We start from the raw sequence: 15,510 nt of genomic DNA on the forward strand, positions 1-15,510 counted from the left end.
ACCCGTAAAGCGCTTCCTGTCACCCTGCTCGCCGGTTGTGGGGCATAGCCTGCCAGGCGTAGGATGAGCCCACAGCGCTTGCCGCAGCGCGCAGGGCAGGATTGGCGAACCGCCACCCTGCCGGTGCGCGCGCGATTCGTGCTGTAGCAGTCGTTACTGCCCCTTTTTCCGTCAAGAGGTTCATGCCATGTTCAAAAACATTCTCGTCCCCACCGACGGCTCCTTGCTTTCTCAGGAAAACTCGCGCCGCGCGGTGACGTTTGCCAAAGAAACCGGCGCCCGGATCACCGCCTTTTTCGCCAAGCCCGGCTACCCCGTCACCTACTATGGCGAAGGTGCCCTGATCGATCCGACCTCGCCGGAGAAATTCGCCGAGCTGGCCGAACAGCAGTCACACGAAAACCTCGCCTTCATCGCCCAGCTCGCGCAGGAAAACGGCGTTCCCTGCGACACGGTCTCGCTGACCAGCGATGTGCCCTGGGAAGCGATCATCGAAGCGGCGACGCGCCATCACTGTGACCTCATCTTCATGGCCTCGCATGGCCGGCGCGGCATCAGCGGCCTGCTGCTGGGCAGCGAAACGAACAAGGTCCTCACGCATTCGAAAATCCCGGTGCTGGTCTACCGCTAGAGGCCCGGCACGCCACCTTGCCCTTCGCCAGCGCCACGCCAATCCCATTCGCGCGTGCGGCTGGCGAAAGGCAAGGTAATGGGCGCCCCGGCATTTACACGTTCCGTTAGACCTGAGTCTGCGTCACCGAACGGCGGAAACGTTCCAGCGCCAGCGAGAAGAACACGCTCCCCAAGGCCAGCATCGCCAGCAGGTCTGTCCACACGGCCGCAAAGCCGGCGCCACGATAGAGGATGGCTTGCGCCAGACGCACGAAATAAGTGGTCGGCGCCAGCAGCATGAAGTTCTGCACCGCCTCCGGCATGCTTTCGCGCGGCGTGGTGCCCCCCGAAAGCATGAGCAGCGGGATGATCACGAGAATGATCAGCAGCCCCAACTGCGGCATCGAACGCGCGACAGTACCGAGGTAGACGCCAATCGACGCAGCGGCAAAGAGATATAGACTCGCCGCGCACAAAAACAGTGGCAGTGAGCCGGCAATCGGCACCCCCAGCACCTGACGCACGACGACGAGCAGGGCAAAGCTGGCACCGATCAGCACCGCCAGACCGTTCGCCCATATTTTCGCCAGAACGATCTCGAACGGCGCCAGCGGCATCACCAGCAGATGCTCGATGGTGCCATGCTCGCGCTCGCGAATGAGTGCCGCGCCGACGAGGATGATCGTCAGCATGGTGATGTTGTTGATCACCTCCATTACGCCGCCGAACCAGAGACCGTTGAGGTTCTGGTTAAAGCGCACGCGCGTCACCAGATTGATCGGCGTCTGCGCCGAATCACGCCGCCCCGTGAGGTACTCGCTGATTTCCCCGGCGGCGATGTTCTGGATGTAGCCGGCGCCGATGAAGGCCTGGCTCATGATCGTCGCGTCGATGTTGAGCTGCACGTCCGGACTGCGCCCCGCGACAAGATCGCGCTCGAAGTTCGACGGAATGACGATCACGAACGAATAGCGGCCGCGATCCATCGCCGGGTCGAGTTCGGCGAGCGTAATCTTGACCGGCGTATGGAAAAACGGCGGATAGAGCGCATCGGCAAGACGCCGCGACAGCGGCGAATCGTCCTCATCGACCACCGCTACCGGCGCCTTGTGCAGTTCCAGCGAGGTACCGGTCGCCGCCTCGTAGATCGCGCCCGAAAACGCCCAGACGATCAGCGTCAGCAGCACTTTGTCGGCGGCGAGGCTGCGCAGTTCCTTGACGCCAAGCCGGTAGATATTTGCCAGATGCAGCCGCAGCGGATGGTCGGGCGAAAAGATGGAGACGCGTTTCATCGGCTAGCGCTCCTGCTTGCGCAGCAGCGCAAGACTCGACAGGGTCAGCACCGGGATGAAGATCGCCAGTGCCAGAAATTCGCGGCCCAGATCGGCAAAGCCCAGGGCTTTGGTGAAGACACCCCGGCTGATATTCAGAAAATACGTCGCCGGATAGCCCTGACTGATCCAGTAGCCCATCCCTTCCAGCGAGCTCACCGGCGAGGTCAGCCCGGAAAACTGGATGGTCGGCAGCATGGTCAGGATCGCCGTGCCAAAGAGCGCGGCAATCTGCGTATTGGTAAAGGTCGAAATCAGCAGGCCGATACCGGTCGTCGCCGTCACATACAGCAGGGCACCGACGCTCAAGGCGAGAAAACTGCCCTTCACCGGCACACCGAACACGACAATGACCTGTAGCACGAGCGCAAAAAAACTCACCATCGACATGGCGATGTACGGCAGCTGTTTACCGAGCAGAAATTCCAGCCGTGTCACCGGCGTCACGTACAGGTTGGTGATCGACCCCAATTCCTTCTCGCGCACGACGCCGAGCGCCATCAGGATGGCCGGCACGAAAACGAGCAGCAGCGGCACCACCGCCGGTGCCATGGCGTAGATGCTGCGCACGTCCTGGTTGTAGCGATAGCGCGCCTCGATGCTGGCGACAGCGACCCCCTCGCCGCCACTGGCGTCGACGGCCAGATCGGCGAGATAGCGTCGGTGCATCCCTTCGACATAGCCGCGTACCGTCTCGCCGCGGTAGGGCATGGCGCCATCGATCCAGACGCCGACCTCTGGCGTTCGACCGCGGCGCAGATCGCGCCCGAAGCCGGAAGGAATCTCCACCGCCAGTGCCACTTCCCCGCGCCGCATGCGCTGGTCGAGATCGGCATCGCCGGTGAGTGGCGCCTGCTCGATGAAGTAGCGCGAACCAGCGATGTTGTGCAGATAAGCACGGCTCTCCGGCGTCTGGTCGCGGTCGAGCGCGGCGAAACGCAAGCCTTCCACGTCAAGCGAAATGCCGTAGCCGAGCACGAACATGAGCAAGACCGAGCCCAGCAAGGCGAAGGTCAGGCGAATCGGATCACGGCGCAACTCCAGCGTCTCGCGGTAGGCGTAGCCAAGCAGACGACGCAGGCTGAACCACGGGGGCGGCTTTGCCGCCGCAGCGATGCTGGCCGGCATCTCGCCGGAAGGTGTACCTGCTGCTGGCGTAGCCTCTGCCACGGCCTCCCTGGCCGGCGGTGCCGCGCTATTCGATGGCGCGGGAGACTCGCCGGGTGCCGTCGGCTCGGTGGCGGGCGACGCCGCCTTCGCCGCGCTGGCCGAAGCGGCGTTCGCCTCTTCGAGGAAAGCGATGAAGGCCTCCTCCAGCGTCGCCGTTCCCCGCGCCCGGCACAGCCCCGCCGGCGTGTCGCTCGCCAGCACCCGGCCAGCGTGCATCAGCGAAATGCGGTCGCAGCGCTCGGCCTCGTTCATGAAGTGCGTGGAAATGAAGATGGTGACGCCCTGCTGGCGCGATAGCTCGATCAGCAAGGCCCAGAATTCGTCACGCGCAATCGGATCGACGCCCGAAGTCGGCTCGTCAAGAATGAGCAGTTTCGGTGAATGAACGACCGCCACCGCCAGGGACAGGCGCTGCCGGATGCCAAGCGGCAAGGCGTCGGCGCTATCGTCGAGATACGTCATCAGGCCGAAGCGCGTCACCAGAGCATCGATGCGCGCGGCGATCTTCTCCTCCGGCAGATGGAAGAGACGCGCGTGCAACTCGAGGTTCTGCCGCACCGTCAGCTCGCCGTAGAGCGAGAACGACTGCGACATGTAGCCGACCTGCTTGCGCGTATCGAGGTCCTTGGCGTCAACCTCACGGCCAAAGAGATGCGCCGTTCCTTCAGTCGGCGGCAAGAGGCCGGTGAGCATCTTCATCGTCGTCGTCTTGCCGCAGCCGTTCGAGCCGAGGAAGCCGAATATCTCGCCACGGCCGATGCGGAAGCTGACGTGATCCACCGCCGTGAAATCGCCGAAGCGCTGCGTCAAACCATCGGCCTCGATCGCCAGATGAGCGGATTCGTCAGCGTCCACCTGACGCGGCGGGATCGTCAGCGTCTGATGGCCGTGCCGCTTGGCCTCCGGCAGAAGCGCGATGAACGCGTTCTCCAGCGTCGTCTCGCCCGTCTTCGCCAGCAGTTCGGCGGGAGAACCGGTGCCGATGACACGCCCTTCGTCCATCGCCGCCAGCCAGCCGAAGCCGGCGGCTTCTTCCATGTACGCCGTGGCAACGAGCACCGTCATGCCCGGCCGGCGCGCGCGGATGGTGTCGATCAACTCCCAGAACTGCCGGCGAGACAAGGGATCGACGCCGGTCGTCGGCTCATCGAGAATCAGCAGATCCGGGTCGTGAATGAGCGCACAGCACAACCCCAGCTTCTGCTTCATGCCGCCGGAGAGCTTCGCCGCCGGCCGGTCGCGGAATGCCGCAAGGCCGGTGCTTGTGAGCAATTCGTCGATACGCGTACGGCGCTCGCGCGCCTTCTGCCCGAAGAGGCGCCCGAAAAAATCGACGTTTTCGAGTACCGACAAGGTCGGGTAAAGATTACGCCCGAGCCCCTGCGGCATATAGGCGATGCGTGGCTGCACGCGGACGCGGTGGCGGCGATTGGCGATATCGCCGCCCAGCACTTCCAGCGATCCCGATTGCACAACGCGCGCGCCGGAAATCAGCGACAGCAGCGTCGATTTACCGACGCCGTCCGGCCCGATCAGCCCGACCATGCCGCCTGCGGGCAGATCGAGCGTCACGTCGTCGAGCGCCGTCACCTTGCCATAGCGCTGGCTGAGCGACCGCACGCGCACGACCGGTGGCACGGCGAGCACCTGCGGGGAAAGAACGCCGGGAGCCGGCACGGGCGCTTACCTTTTGCCCAGCTTATCCGGCCACGGCTGCGCAGGATCGAGACGGAACCACGCCACGGCGGGCGTACCGACGGTGATGCGCTGTACGTTGGCCTGCAACCAGTCGGCGTCGACCTTCAGGCGCACGCGGAACATGAGTTTTTCGCGCTCGTTGCGGGTTTCCACTTCGCGCGGCGTGAATTGCGCGCGCGGCGAGACGAAGCTCACATGCGCCGGAATCACCTGATCCGGCCACGCGTCAGCGACGATCCGCGCTTCACTGCCAAGCACCACGCGCCCCGCTTCGTTGGCGGGCAAAAAGACGTAGAGGAAAACGTCGCTGAAATCGAGCAGGGTCAGCACCTTGCCCCCCGCCGGCAACACCTGTCCCGGCTCGGCCAGGCGGTACAGCACGCGTCCGTCGATGGGCGCCTTCAGCACGGTCTCGCCAACGTTGGCACGCAGGCTGTCCGCACGCGCCACCGCCGCTGCCTGCGCGGCATCGGCCTCATCGACCCGCGCCCGCGCCGCGGCGAGAGCCGCTACGGCACCGTCCTCGGCGCTCAGATCGCGGTCGAGACGATCCTTGCTGATGAAGCCGCGTTGCACGAGTTCCTGCGAACGGGCCAGTGTGCGCTGGGCAAGCCGCTGGTCAGCCTCGCCCTTGCGCACGCCCTCGCGCGCCTCGCGAACAGCCTCCTGCGCCTGCCGTACCTGCGCCTCGGCTGCGCGCAACTGGGCGGCAACATCGAGGGCATCAAGTTCGCCGACGACTTCGTCGGCCCGCAGCGTCGCCCCTTCGCGCGGCTGCAAGCGCAGCAGCCGGCCCGGCACCTTGGTGGCAACGTCGACCTCCGTCGCCTCAATCCGCCCGGCACCGGTGGCAAAGCCGGCCGGCAAAGCGGGCGGACGTGTCAGAAAGTAGGCCGCCGCCGCGCCCCCCGCCAGAACGACCAGCCCAATCACAACCTGCGAACGCGAGATGCCCAAAGCCATGCCAACCCCTTTAATGACTGACCGGTCAGTAATAATCAATAGTATATCTCATCCGCGCAAAAAGGTTCCCGTCTGCCGGCGCACATACGCCGCCGGCGATTCCGCTCCGCGGTGTCGCCATTTTTTCATCATCCGGTGCTAGGCTTGGTCCCTGACAGCACAGCCACAGGAGGCCCGTCGCATGGCGAGGGAAACGCTGCCGCAGATACTCGAAAGCCGCACCTACGACGACATTGCCCTCGGCGATAGCGCCGAGTTGACGCGCACGCTGCGTCCCGAGGACATCCAGCTGTTTGCCGTCATGTCCGGAGACGCCAACGCCGGAGATGTTGATCCTGAATTCGCGCAGAGCGGCCTGTTTCGCGATGTCGTCGCCCACGGCATGTGGAGCGCCTCGCTGATTTCGACCGTTCTCGGGACGCAACTGCCCGGCCCCGGCACGCTGCTCCTCGAACACTCGCTGCGCTTTCTGCGTCCAGTCAGTCTCGGCGATACCATCCACATCGTCGTCACCGCCCGCGAAAAATTCGCGCACAACCGGCACATCGTCTTCGACTGCGAATGCCGCAATCAGGAAGGCCAGAGCGTCGTCAGCGGCAGCGCCGAAGTGCTGGCGCCGACGCAGAAATACCGCACCCGCCGCGCCGCATTGCCGGAGGTGACCATCTCCGACCGCTATGCCCGCCTGCAAACGCTGCTGGCGCGCGCCAGCGGCCTGCCGCCCGTCGACATGGCGGTCGTCCACCCTTGCGACGCGGAATCGCTCGGCGGCGCCCTCGCCGCCGCTGAGGCCGGATTGATCACGCCCATCCTCGTCGGCCCGGCCGCCAAGATACGGGCCGTTGCGGCCGAAAACGCACTCGATCTCGCCGCGCATCGCCTCGTCGACGTCCCGCACAGTCACGCCGCCGCCGCCATGGCGGTCAGCCTGACGCGCAATGGCGATGCCGCGGCGCTGATGAAAGGCAGCCTGCACACCGACGAACTGATGGCCGAAGTCGTCGCCCGCAGCAGCGGTCTGCGCACCGAACGGCGCATCAGCCATGTCTTCGTGATGGACGTGCCGACCTATCCGCGGCCGATCCTGATTACCGACGCCGCCGTCAACATTGCCCCTTCGCTGGCGGAGAAGCGCGACATCATCCAGAACGCCATCGATTTCGCGCAGATCATCGGCGTGCCGACGCCAAAGGTCGCCATTCTGTCTGCCGTCGAAACGGTCAATCCCTCGCTGCCATCCACGCTCGACGCAGCGGCCCTGTGCAAAATGGCCGACCGGCGGCAGATCACCGGCGGACTCCTCGACGGCCCACTGGCCTTCGACAACGCCGTGTCGCTCGTTGCCGCCAAGAGCAAGGGAATTCACTCTGCCGTCGCCGGGCAGGCCGACATTCTCGTCGTTCCGGATCTCGAATCGGGCAACATGCTGGCCAAACAACTGGAATACCTCGCCAACGCACTGACCGCCGGCATCGTCCTCGGCGCGCGCGTACCGATCGTCCTGACGAGCCGCGCCGACACTTGCGAGACGCGCATCGCCTCGTGCGTCCTGGCCGTCCTCATCGCCCACGCCAACCCGCCGGCCAATCACACGGAGAACACGCGATGAGACACGGCATCCTCACCATTAACGCCGGCTCGTCGTCGATCAAGTTCGCCCTTTTCGACACCGCCGGCGGACTGGCCAAGCGGCCGGCCCTCTCCGGGCAGATCGACGGACTGGGCGCCGAGGTCAGCCTGAAAGCACGCGACGAAGACGGCGCCCACCTGCCCGAACTCTCCCTCGCGCCGGGCATCGACCACGAAGACGCCCTCGCCGCCTTGCTGCGCTGGCTGCCGCAGGCCGAAGGCGGTGAAGGGCACTGGCAGATCGTCGCCGTCGGCCATCGCGTCGTGCACGGTGGCGAGGTCTGCACCCAACCCGCACGCGTGACGCCAGAACTCCTCATCGCGCTGGAAGCATTCTGCCCGCTCGCCCCGCTGCATCAGCCGCACAATCTCGCCGGCGTGCGCGCCTTGGCCGCGCTGATGCCCGAGGCAAGCCAGGTCGTCTGCTTCGACACCGCCTTCCATAGCCAGCAAGCCGCCGTCGCCCGCGACTTCGGGCTGCCTCGCGCGCTGACCGACTCCGGCATCAAGCGCTACGGCTTTCATGGCATTTCCTACGAATTCATCGCCCGTCGTCTGCCGCAGTACACGACACGTGCCGAGGGCCGCGTCGTCGTAGCCCACCTTGGCAACGGCGCCAGCCTGTGCGCCCTTCAGGCAGGCCAGAGCGTTGCCACGACGATGGGCTTCACGGTGCTCGACGGCCTCGTCATGGGCACGCGCACCGGCAACATCGACCCCGGTGTGATCCTCTACTTGCTCGAAAGCCGCGGCCTTGACGCCGCCGCGCTGACGCATCTGCTCTACCACGAGTCGGGATTGCTCGGCGTCTCCGGCATCAGTCAGGACATGCGCACCCTGCTCGCCAGCGAGCACCCGGCCGCTAGCGAAGCCATCGAGCTCTTCTGCTATCGGGCCATACGGGAAATAGGCAGTCTCGCCGCCGCACTCGGCGGCATCGACGCGCTCGTTTTCTGCGGCGGCATCGGCGAGCACGCCGGTGAAATCCGGCGCCGCATCGTCGAAGGATGCGCCTGGCTCGGCGCGACTCTCGACGCCGACAGCAACCGCCGCGCGGCAACGCGCATCAGTACCGCGGAGAGCCGCGTCGAGGTGCTGATCATCCCCACCGATGAAGAATGGATGATCGCCTGCCACACCGCGGAACTGCTCGGCATGAGGGTCTAGCGCCGCACATTCAAGGACTTGCCATAGCCCTGCGGCCAGCACCGCTGGAAACTACATTTAGTCAAGTCGTTGCACGATGCCACTACCTGTAGTAGCTTATCACCCGACCGATGACCACGGCCCGCTAGCGCCATTAGCTCTGGTGCCAGCCGCAACGCCCGGCAATCACACCCCGAAATTCGTTCAAAAAATCTCCGTTTCTGTCCGCGACAGCCGCCCGGCACAAGGCGCTGGCGCGAAGACAAACGGGGGGCGAAATGATGATATGGCCGACCAAGAGAGCCGACACCGACCACCCATCGATGGCCGCGCCCGGCGCCGAACCGACGACAGAACGAACGCCTCACAATCCAACGCGAATACGAAAGACACGACAATGAGTAAAGACGCGCAGCAACTCTCGCTCGCCAGCATTCCCGAAGCCCCCGCCATCGCCCCCCTGCCCGAACAGGAGATTTCGGTGGAAGTGCTCATCGAAAAATACGCCAAAGGCAAGGAAACGAGCGTTGGCGACGTGCGTCGCCGCGTTGCCCACGCGCTCGCCGAGCGCGAAGACGAAAAGCAGCGCGCGCATTGGGAAGGCCGCTTCCTGTGGGCGCAGGAAAACGGTTTTGTACCGGCCGGCCGCATCAACTCGGCGGCTGGCACTGATCTGGCGGCAACGCTGATCAATTGCTTCGTCCAACCCGTCGGCGACTCCATCGTCGAAGTCGTCGATGGCAAGCCCGGCATCTACAGCGCGCTCGCCGAAGCCGCCGAAACCATGCGTCGTGGTGGCGGCGTCGGCTATGACTTCTCATCGATCCGCCCACAAGGCGCGCGCGTCAAGGGCACGCAATCGCGCGCTTCCGGCCCGGTGTCGTACATGCGCGTCTTCGACCGCTCGTGCGAAACCGTCGAATCCGCCGGCGCCCGCCGCGGCGCGCAGATGGGCGTCCTGCGCTGCGATCACCCGGACATCGAACTCTTCATCCACGCCAAGGACAAGGGCGACCTGACCAACTTCAACCTGTCCATCGGCGTCACCGATCCCTTCATGCAAGCCGTCGAGGACGACGCCAACGTCGAACTCGTCCACCGCGCCGAGCCGAACACCGAAATGAAGCGCAATGGTGCCTTCCAGCGAGAAGACGGCCTCTGGGTGTACCGCACCGTGCACGCCCGCGACCTGTGGGAACAGGTGATGAAGTCCACCTACGACCATGCCGAGCCGGGGATTCTCTTCCTCGACCGCATGAACAAGGACAACAACCTCTACTACTGCGAGCTGATCGAAGCGACCAACCCCTGCGCCGAACAGCCTCTGCCGCCCTACGGCTGCTGCTGCCTCGGCTCGATCAACCTGACGCGCTTCGTCAACAAAGCCTTCTCCAGCGACGCCGAATTCGACTTCGCCGCCTTTGGCGAAGTGATCAAGGTATCGACGCGCATGCTCGACAACGTGCTCGATGTCACCGCCTGGCCGCTCGACCGCCAGCGCGAAGAAGCCGCCAACAAGCGCCGTGTCGGCCTCGGCTTCACCGGTCTGGGCGACGCGCTGTGCATGCTGCGCCTGCGTTACGACCGTCCCGAAGCAACGGCGATGGCCGAACGCATCTCCGAATTCCTGCGCGACACGGCCTATCTGGCCTCGGTCGAACTCGCCAGGGAGCGCGGCGCCTTCCCGCTCTTCAACGCCGAGCTCTACCTCTCCGGCGGCAACTTCGCCTCGCGTCTGCCGACCGAGATCAAGAACGCGATCCGCAAGCACGGCCTGCGTAACTCGCACCTGCTGTCGATCGCGCCGACCGGCACCATTTCGCTCGCCTTTGCCGACAACGCCAGCAACGGCATCGAACCCCCCTTCTCCTGGACCTACAACCGCAAGAAGCGCATGGCCGACGGCACGCTCAAGGAATACGCCGTCGAAGACTACGCCTGGCGCCTCTTCAAGCACCTCGGCGGCGACGTCGAAAAACTGCCGGAATACTTCGTCACCGCGCTCGAAATCTCTGCCACGGCGCACAAGAACATGGTCGCCGCCGTCGCCCCGTTCATCGACACGGCAATCTCCAAGACGGTGAACGTTCCCGCCGAATATCCCTACGAAGAATTCCAGGATCTCTACATGAGCGCCTGGAAATCGGGCCTCAAGGGACTCGCCACCTACCGACCGAACAGCGTGCTCGGCTCGGTGCTCTCCGTCGAATCGCAAAAGCAGACCGAAGAAAAGAAACAACCGCAGGACTTCGTCAGCGGCGACGCCAATCGCCGCCTGACCATCAAGAACCTGCCCGCCCCCGTGCTCTCCAGCCTGCGCTGGCCGAATCGCCCGACCCTGCCGGACGGCAATCTGGCCTGGACGTACATGGTCGAGCAGCCGCAGGGCAAATTCGCCCTCTTCGTCGGCGACGTCGAACAGGAAGGTCAGGCGTGGCCCTTCGAAGTCTGGGTCAATGGCCCGGCCGCACCGCGCGGCTTAGGCGCCGTCGCCAAAACGCTGTCGATGGACATGCGCGCCAACGACAGCGCCTGGCTCAAGCTCAAGCTCGAATCGCTGGCCAAGACGCCCGATGGCGAAGGTTTCGATCTGCCGATGCCGCCGCACGGCGGCGACAAGCGCGTGCCATCCATCGTCGCGGCCATGGCGCAACTGATCCAGTACCGCGTTGAACAGATCGGCGCCTTCCGCAACACCGGCCCGACGCCGGTGCTCGACGCCCTCTTCAGCCTGAAAGAGCCGAAGACCGGCACCGACGGCACGCTCTCCTGGACGGTCGACGTCTTCAACCCGGCCACCGGCGAAGACTTCGTACTCGGCCTCAAGGAAATCATGCTGCCCGACGGCGTCACCCGTCCCTACTCGGTCTGGCTCTCGGGCAACTACCCGCGTGCCCTGGACGGTCTGACCAAGCTGCTGTCGCTCGACATGCGCGTGCTCGATCCGGCCTGGATCGGCATGAAGCTGCGTAAGCTGCTCGACTACCCGGAACCGCTCGGCGACTTCATGGCCTTTGTCCCCGGCACCCGCCGCCAGCAGAACTACCCGTCGACGGTGGCCTATCTCGCGCACCTCATCATCCACCGCTACGCCATGCTCGGCATCCTCGACGAAAACGGTCTACCAATCACGCAGATGGGCATTCTCGAAACGCCGGCCGACAGCGTCGCCGCCAAGCCCACCGCCGGCAAACTGTGCAACGAGTGCGGCAACCACACCGTCATTCGCAAGGACGGCTGCGACTTCTGCACCGCCTGCGGTGCCGTTGGCTCGTGCGGCTGATGGGGAGAGCGAAACTCCGGCCTCACTGCGCGAGCAAAAGGCCGGAGTAGCCCGCCAAATGTCGGTTGCAGCAGATGCCCCCCCTAAAAAATCCCCGGTGATCAGTTCCTCACCGGGGATTTTTTTGTGCTCAACATCTGCTGGCGGAACAGACGGCCAGGCACGCAGTTCCTGATCTACGGCCCAGCCTGCAATTCCGAATCAGTCAGCACGAATTCCGTTTGATTGCTCAGCTGATCCAGAGCGAATTCGATAAACCGCCGCACGCGTGCCGGTTGGGCCCGGCGACTGCCGTAGTAGAGGTAGACGCCCATATGGGCAGTCATGTGCTGAAGAAGCAGTGGCCTGAGTCTGCCGGCCCGGATGTGCGGCACTGCCGAGATCGCCGACAACTGTCCAACCACCTGACCGTCCAGCACCGCTCGCAGTTCGAGTTCGATGTCGTTGGTAGAAATTGCGGGCGGCAGGTCGCGGCTGACTAACTCGCCATCGACTTTCACGTACCACGGATAGACCTTCCCGGTCGCCGGATGGCGAAAGACGCTACACCGATGCGCGGCCAGGTCTTCAAGGCGCAGTGGCAAGCCATGCCGCTCCAGATAGGCCGGCGATGCACAGATGATCAACTGGATGGGGAAGAGCTTTCGGGCAATCAAGCCTTCTTCGGGGGGCGCACCGATCCGGAAGCCAACATCGGCCCGCTCCAGCACCCAGTTGCTGATGTGATCATCGAGATGCAGGTCGGGCTGTATCTCCGGGTATTGCTCACAGAACGCATTGAGTACCGGCCATATCACCGGAACAAAGCCCGAGCGGGGTGCGGCGATGTGGAGCGGCCCGGCGATTTCGTCCTTGGCGCTGCGGACGCGTTGCAGGGCTCGCTCCAGCATCGCCAAGGCGGGCTGCGTAGCCTCCAGGAGTTGCTGCCCTTCGTCGGTCGGGGAAATGCTGCGGGTCGTGCGATGCAGCAAGCGGACGCCCAGACGCTGTTCCAGTTGCGACAAGGCCTGACTGGCTGCCTGCGGACTCATGCCTTGAGCGGCGGCGGCCTTGCGCAGGCTACCCAGTTCGACGGCCTTCGCAAAGATTTCCATCGCCCGTAATTCGTTGATTGGCACCGTAGCTCCAGAGGCTGTTCAGAACAGGTCGATTATCAACTTTTAATTGCTACTGGTTCAAGCTTTTGGACGCTATTAAATGGACAGTGAGATGGCTAATCTTCAGCCCAACAGATGAGCACCACGGAAAAGCCGGCACGGCGGAACCGCAACCAAGTATGGCAAAGGACTAGGGCGATGAACTCCATAGATCAAAACGATCGCCAGGATATATCACCGGGGCGCCGGGACTTTCTGACGGCGTCAATGCTGCTGGCAGCCATGACGATGGTCTCAGGCAATGTGACCGCGGCCGGTAGGGCGGCCCGTGCGCGCAAGCTCGAAATGCCGATGCGTCAGTTGGGCGCCCTCAGGGTCTCGGCGATTGGCTTGGGCTGCATGAACGTGGCCTGGGGTTTTGCGCCGCCGATTCCGAAACCCGATGCCATTCGCCTGATCCAGGACGCCTATGAACATGGAGTCACATACTTCGATTCGGCCGAGGTCTATGGTCCCTACATCAGCGAGGACTATGTCGGCGCCGCGCTCAAACCGGTACGCGACAAGGTGGTGATCGCCAGCAAGTTTGGCTTCGATATCGACAGTGCTGGCCAGATTCGTGGTCTTAACAGCCGGCCGGAGCATATCCGAACGGTGGTCGAAGCCTCGCTCAAGCGCTTGGACACCGATGTCATCGACCTGTTGTACCAGCACCGCGTCGATCCCAATGTGCCGATAGAAGACGTGGCGGGCGTGGTCAAACAGCTGATCCAGGAAGGCAAGGTGAAACACTTTGGTCTGTCGGAAGCGGGGGCGGCGACGATACGCCGTGCCCATGCCGAACAACCGCTGGCTGCTGTCCAGAATGAATACTCCATCTGGTCGCGTGACCCAGAGGGCGAAGTGTTGCCGGTCTGCGAGGAATTGGGCATCGGCCTGGTCGCCTGGGGACCACTCGGCAAGGGCTATCTGACAGGAAGAATCCCGGCCTCGGCAACTTTTGCCAAGGGTATCGACCTGCGCGCCACCATGCCGCGCTTTACCCACGAAGCGATGATCGCTAACCGGTCCGTGATCGCATTACTGGAAAGGGTCGCAGAACGCCATGGCGTTCTGCCCGGCCAGATTGCGTTAGCCTGGTTGCTCGCCCGGAAGCCATGGATCGTTCCCATTCCCGGCACAACCAAGATCGCCCACCTCCGGGAAAACGTAGCGGCAGTCCAGGTCAAGCTTACTGCCAAGGACGTTGAGGACATCGACACGGGCTACGCCAGTCTCAATATCGTCGGCGAGCGTTCCGCGGAAGCAGTGATGGGGCTGATCGACATCGGCGCCCGTGCCGGTACCTCTTCCGTTGGCGGACACGGCATTTCCCCGCTCCGCCAAACATCGTCCGCGAACTAGGAACAAGGAGAAAGCCATGAGTGAGCAAAACAACGTAAGCGGGGCGCCCATCGAAAGCGTTGGCCGTCGTCAATTCATGGCTGTTGGTCTTGCCATGGCCATGGCAACGATGCCAATCGCTTCGGCTCAGGCTGCTCCCAGTCGGCCACAGGGCCGCATGCCAAAGAGAAAGCTCGGCACTCTGGAAGTGTCCGCGATTGGCCTCGGCTGCATGACCATGAATGGAGGGCAGTACAACCCGCCGAAGGATACGCAGGAGATGATCGCCCTGATTCATCAGGCGGTTGAACGCGGAGTGACCTATTTCGACACAGCCGAGGTCTATGGCCCCTTCGTTAATGAAGAACTCGTTGGCCAGGCACTGGCCCCGTTCAAGGGCGATGTGGTGATCGGGACCAAATTCGGCTTTGACATCGACGCGAACGGGCGTCGGACCGGCGCTCTGAACAGCCGCCCGGAACATATTCGTCAGGTAGTCGATGACTCCTTGAAGCGTCTGAACGTTGAGGCCATCGACCTGCTGTACCAGCATCGCGTCGATCCCAAGGTGCCCATCGAGGATGTGGCTGGTACGGTCAAAGACCTGATCGCCCGTGGCAAGGTCAGGCACTTTGGCCTGTCGGAACCCGGCATGAAAACCCTGCGCCGGGCACATGCCGTTCAACCCGTGACAGCAGTGCAAAACGAATACTCACTGCTGTGGCGAGGCCCGGAACGGGACGAGTTGTCCATCTTCGAGGAACTGGGCGTTGGACTGGTGTCCTGGAGTCCACTGGGACTGGGCTTCCTGACCGGCAAGCTTGGCCCTAACTCCCGTTTTGACGGCCCTGGCTATACCGACTATCGCAGCTTCAACCCGCGCTTCACCCCGGAAAACCTCAAGGCGAACATGCCCTTGGTCGAAATGTTGCAGTCCTGGGCCAAGCGCAAGGAAGCGACTCCCGCTCAGGTGGCGCTCGCCTGGTTACTGGCCCAACGCCCCTGGATTGTGCCGATCCCAGGTACGACCAATCCGGCCCACCTGGATGAAGACTTGGGAGCGCTGTCGGTACATTTCACGCCTACCGAACTGCATGAGTTCAATACCGCTTTCGCATCCATCACTGTTCATGGTGAGCGCTTGCGCAAGGAATTGCTGGTCATGTCGGGCCAAGAAGCCCCAACCAAGGAGTAATCC

General features: G+C 63.7%; 10 protein-coding genes. 6 read left to right on the forward strand and 4 right to left on the reverse strand.

Annotated elements, in window-relative coordinates; genetic code table 11:
• Positions 1 to 187: 187 nt before the first annotated feature.
• On the forward strand, positions 188 to 631 hold the full coding sequence (locus GHK24_RS04150) for a universal stress protein (RefSeq protein WP_153469480.1): 444 nt from the start codon (positions 188 to 190) through the stop codon (positions 629 to 631).
• Positions 632 to 737: 106 nt separating this feature from the next.
• Here GHK24_RS04150 and GHK24_RS04155 read toward each other — a convergent pair whose 3' ends face one another.
• Genes GHK24_RS04155 through GHK24_RS04165 form a run of 3 tightly spaced genes read right to left on the reverse strand, consistent with a single transcriptional unit; the run spans position 738 to position 5,774 of the window.
• Entirely contained in the window at positions 738 to 1,904 is a 1,167-nt protein-coding gene (locus GHK24_RS04155) for an ABC transporter permease (RefSeq protein WP_153469483.1), read from the reverse strand.
• Positions 1,905 to 1,907: 3 nt separating this feature from the next.
• Positions 1,908 to 4,790 carry a ribosome-associated ATPase/putative transporter RbbA gene (rbbA, locus tag GHK24_RS04160; RefSeq protein WP_340666093.1) on the reverse strand — a complete coding sequence of 961 codons (2,883 nt, stop codon included), beginning with the start codon at positions 4,788 to 4,790 and terminating at the stop codon, positions 1,908 to 1,910.
• A 6-nt stretch (positions 4,791 to 4,796) separates the two neighbouring features.
• Positions 4,797 to 5,774 (reverse strand): HlyD family secretion protein, encoded by a 978-nt coding sequence (locus tag GHK24_RS04165; RefSeq protein WP_153469486.1) that lies wholly within the window; start codon positions 5,772 to 5,774, stop codon positions 4,797 to 4,799.
• A 181-nt stretch (positions 5,775 to 5,955) separates the two neighbouring features.
• Here GHK24_RS04165 and GHK24_RS04170 point away from each other — a divergent pair, with 181 nt between their 5' ends.
• The 3 genes from GHK24_RS04170 (at position 5,956) to GHK24_RS04180 (ending at position 11,832) form a co-directional block, all read left to right on the forward strand.
• Entirely contained in the window at positions 5,956 to 7,383 is a 1,428-nt protein-coding gene (locus GHK24_RS04170) for a bifunctional enoyl-CoA hydratase/phosphate acetyltransferase (RefSeq protein WP_153469489.1), read from the forward strand.
• Positions 7,380 to 8,570: an acetate/propionate family kinase gene (locus GHK24_RS04175; protein ID WP_153469492.1), complete on the forward strand. Its 1,191-nt coding sequence runs from the start codon at positions 7,380 to 7,382 to the stop codon at positions 8,568 to 8,570. Before GHK24_RS04170 ends, GHK24_RS04175 begins: the two co-directional genes overlap by 4 nt.
• Before the next feature lie 376 nt (positions 8,571 to 8,946).
• The gene (locus GHK24_RS04180) at positions 8,947 to 11,832 is read left to right on the forward strand and encodes an adenosylcobalamin-dependent ribonucleoside-diphosphate reductase (RefSeq protein ID WP_153469495.1); all 2,886 of its coding nucleotides are present in this window, start codon (positions 8,947 to 8,949) and stop codon (positions 11,830 to 11,832) included.
• Between the two features lie 176 nt (positions 11,833 to 12,008).
• Here GHK24_RS04180 and GHK24_RS04185 read toward each other — a convergent pair whose 3' ends face one another.
• Positions 12,009 to 12,950: a LysR family transcriptional regulator gene (locus tag GHK24_RS04185; RefSeq protein ID WP_340666094.1), complete on the reverse strand. Its 942-nt coding sequence runs from the start codon at positions 12,948 to 12,950 to the stop codon at positions 12,009 to 12,011.
• 177 nt (positions 12,951 to 13,127) lie between these two features.
• Here GHK24_RS04185 and GHK24_RS04190 point away from each other — a divergent pair, with 177 nt between their 5' ends.
• Positions 13,128 to 14,333 (forward strand): aldo/keto reductase, encoded by a 1,206-nt coding sequence (locus tag GHK24_RS04190; protein WP_228384531.1) that lies wholly within the window; start codon positions 13,128 to 13,130, stop codon positions 14,331 to 14,333.
• A 16-nt stretch (positions 14,334 to 14,349) separates the two neighbouring features.
• Positions 14,350 to 15,507 (forward strand): aldo/keto reductase, encoded by a 1,158-nt coding sequence (locus GHK24_RS04195; RefSeq protein ID WP_153469498.1) that lies wholly within the window; start codon positions 14,350 to 14,352, stop codon positions 15,505 to 15,507.
• Positions 15,508 to 15,510 lie beyond the last annotated feature (3 nt).

Source organism: Rhodocyclus gracilis (assembly GCF_009617575.1).
GTDB classification, from domain to species: Bacteria; Pseudomonadota; Gammaproteobacteria; order Burkholderiales; family Rhodocyclaceae; genus Rhodocyclus; species Rhodocyclus gracilis.

Coding starts and splice junctions, on each gene's coding strand:
- GHK24_RS04190 (WP_228384531.1), top strand. CDS start 13,128: ATGAACTCCATAGATCAAAACGATCGCCAGGATATATCACCGGGGCGC.
- GHK24_RS04150 (WP_153469480.1), top strand. CDS start 188: ATGTTCAAAAACATTCTCGTCCCCACCGACGGCTCCTTGCTTTCTCAG.
- GHK24_RS04170 (WP_153469489.1), top strand. CDS start 5,956: ATGGCGAGGGAAACGCTGCCGCAGATACTCGAAAGCCGCACCTACGAC.
- GHK24_RS04180 (WP_153469495.1), top strand. CDS start 8,947: ATGAGTAAAGACGCGCAGCAACTCTCGCTCGCCAGCATTCCCGAAGCC.
- GHK24_RS04165 (WP_153469486.1), bottom strand. CDS start 5,774: ATGGCTTTGGGCATCTCGCGTTCGCAGGTTGTGATTGGGCTGGTCGTT.
- GHK24_RS04195 (WP_153469498.1), top strand. CDS start 14,350: ATGAGTGAGCAAAACAACGTAAGCGGGGCGCCCATCGAAAGCGTTGGC.
- GHK24_RS04175 (WP_153469492.1), top strand. CDS start 7,380: ATGAGACACGGCATCCTCACCATTAACGCCGGCTCGTCGTCGATCAAG.
- GHK24_RS04155 (WP_153469483.1), bottom strand. CDS start 1,904: ATGAAACGCGTCTCCATCTTTTCGCCCGACCATCCGCTGCGGCTGCAT.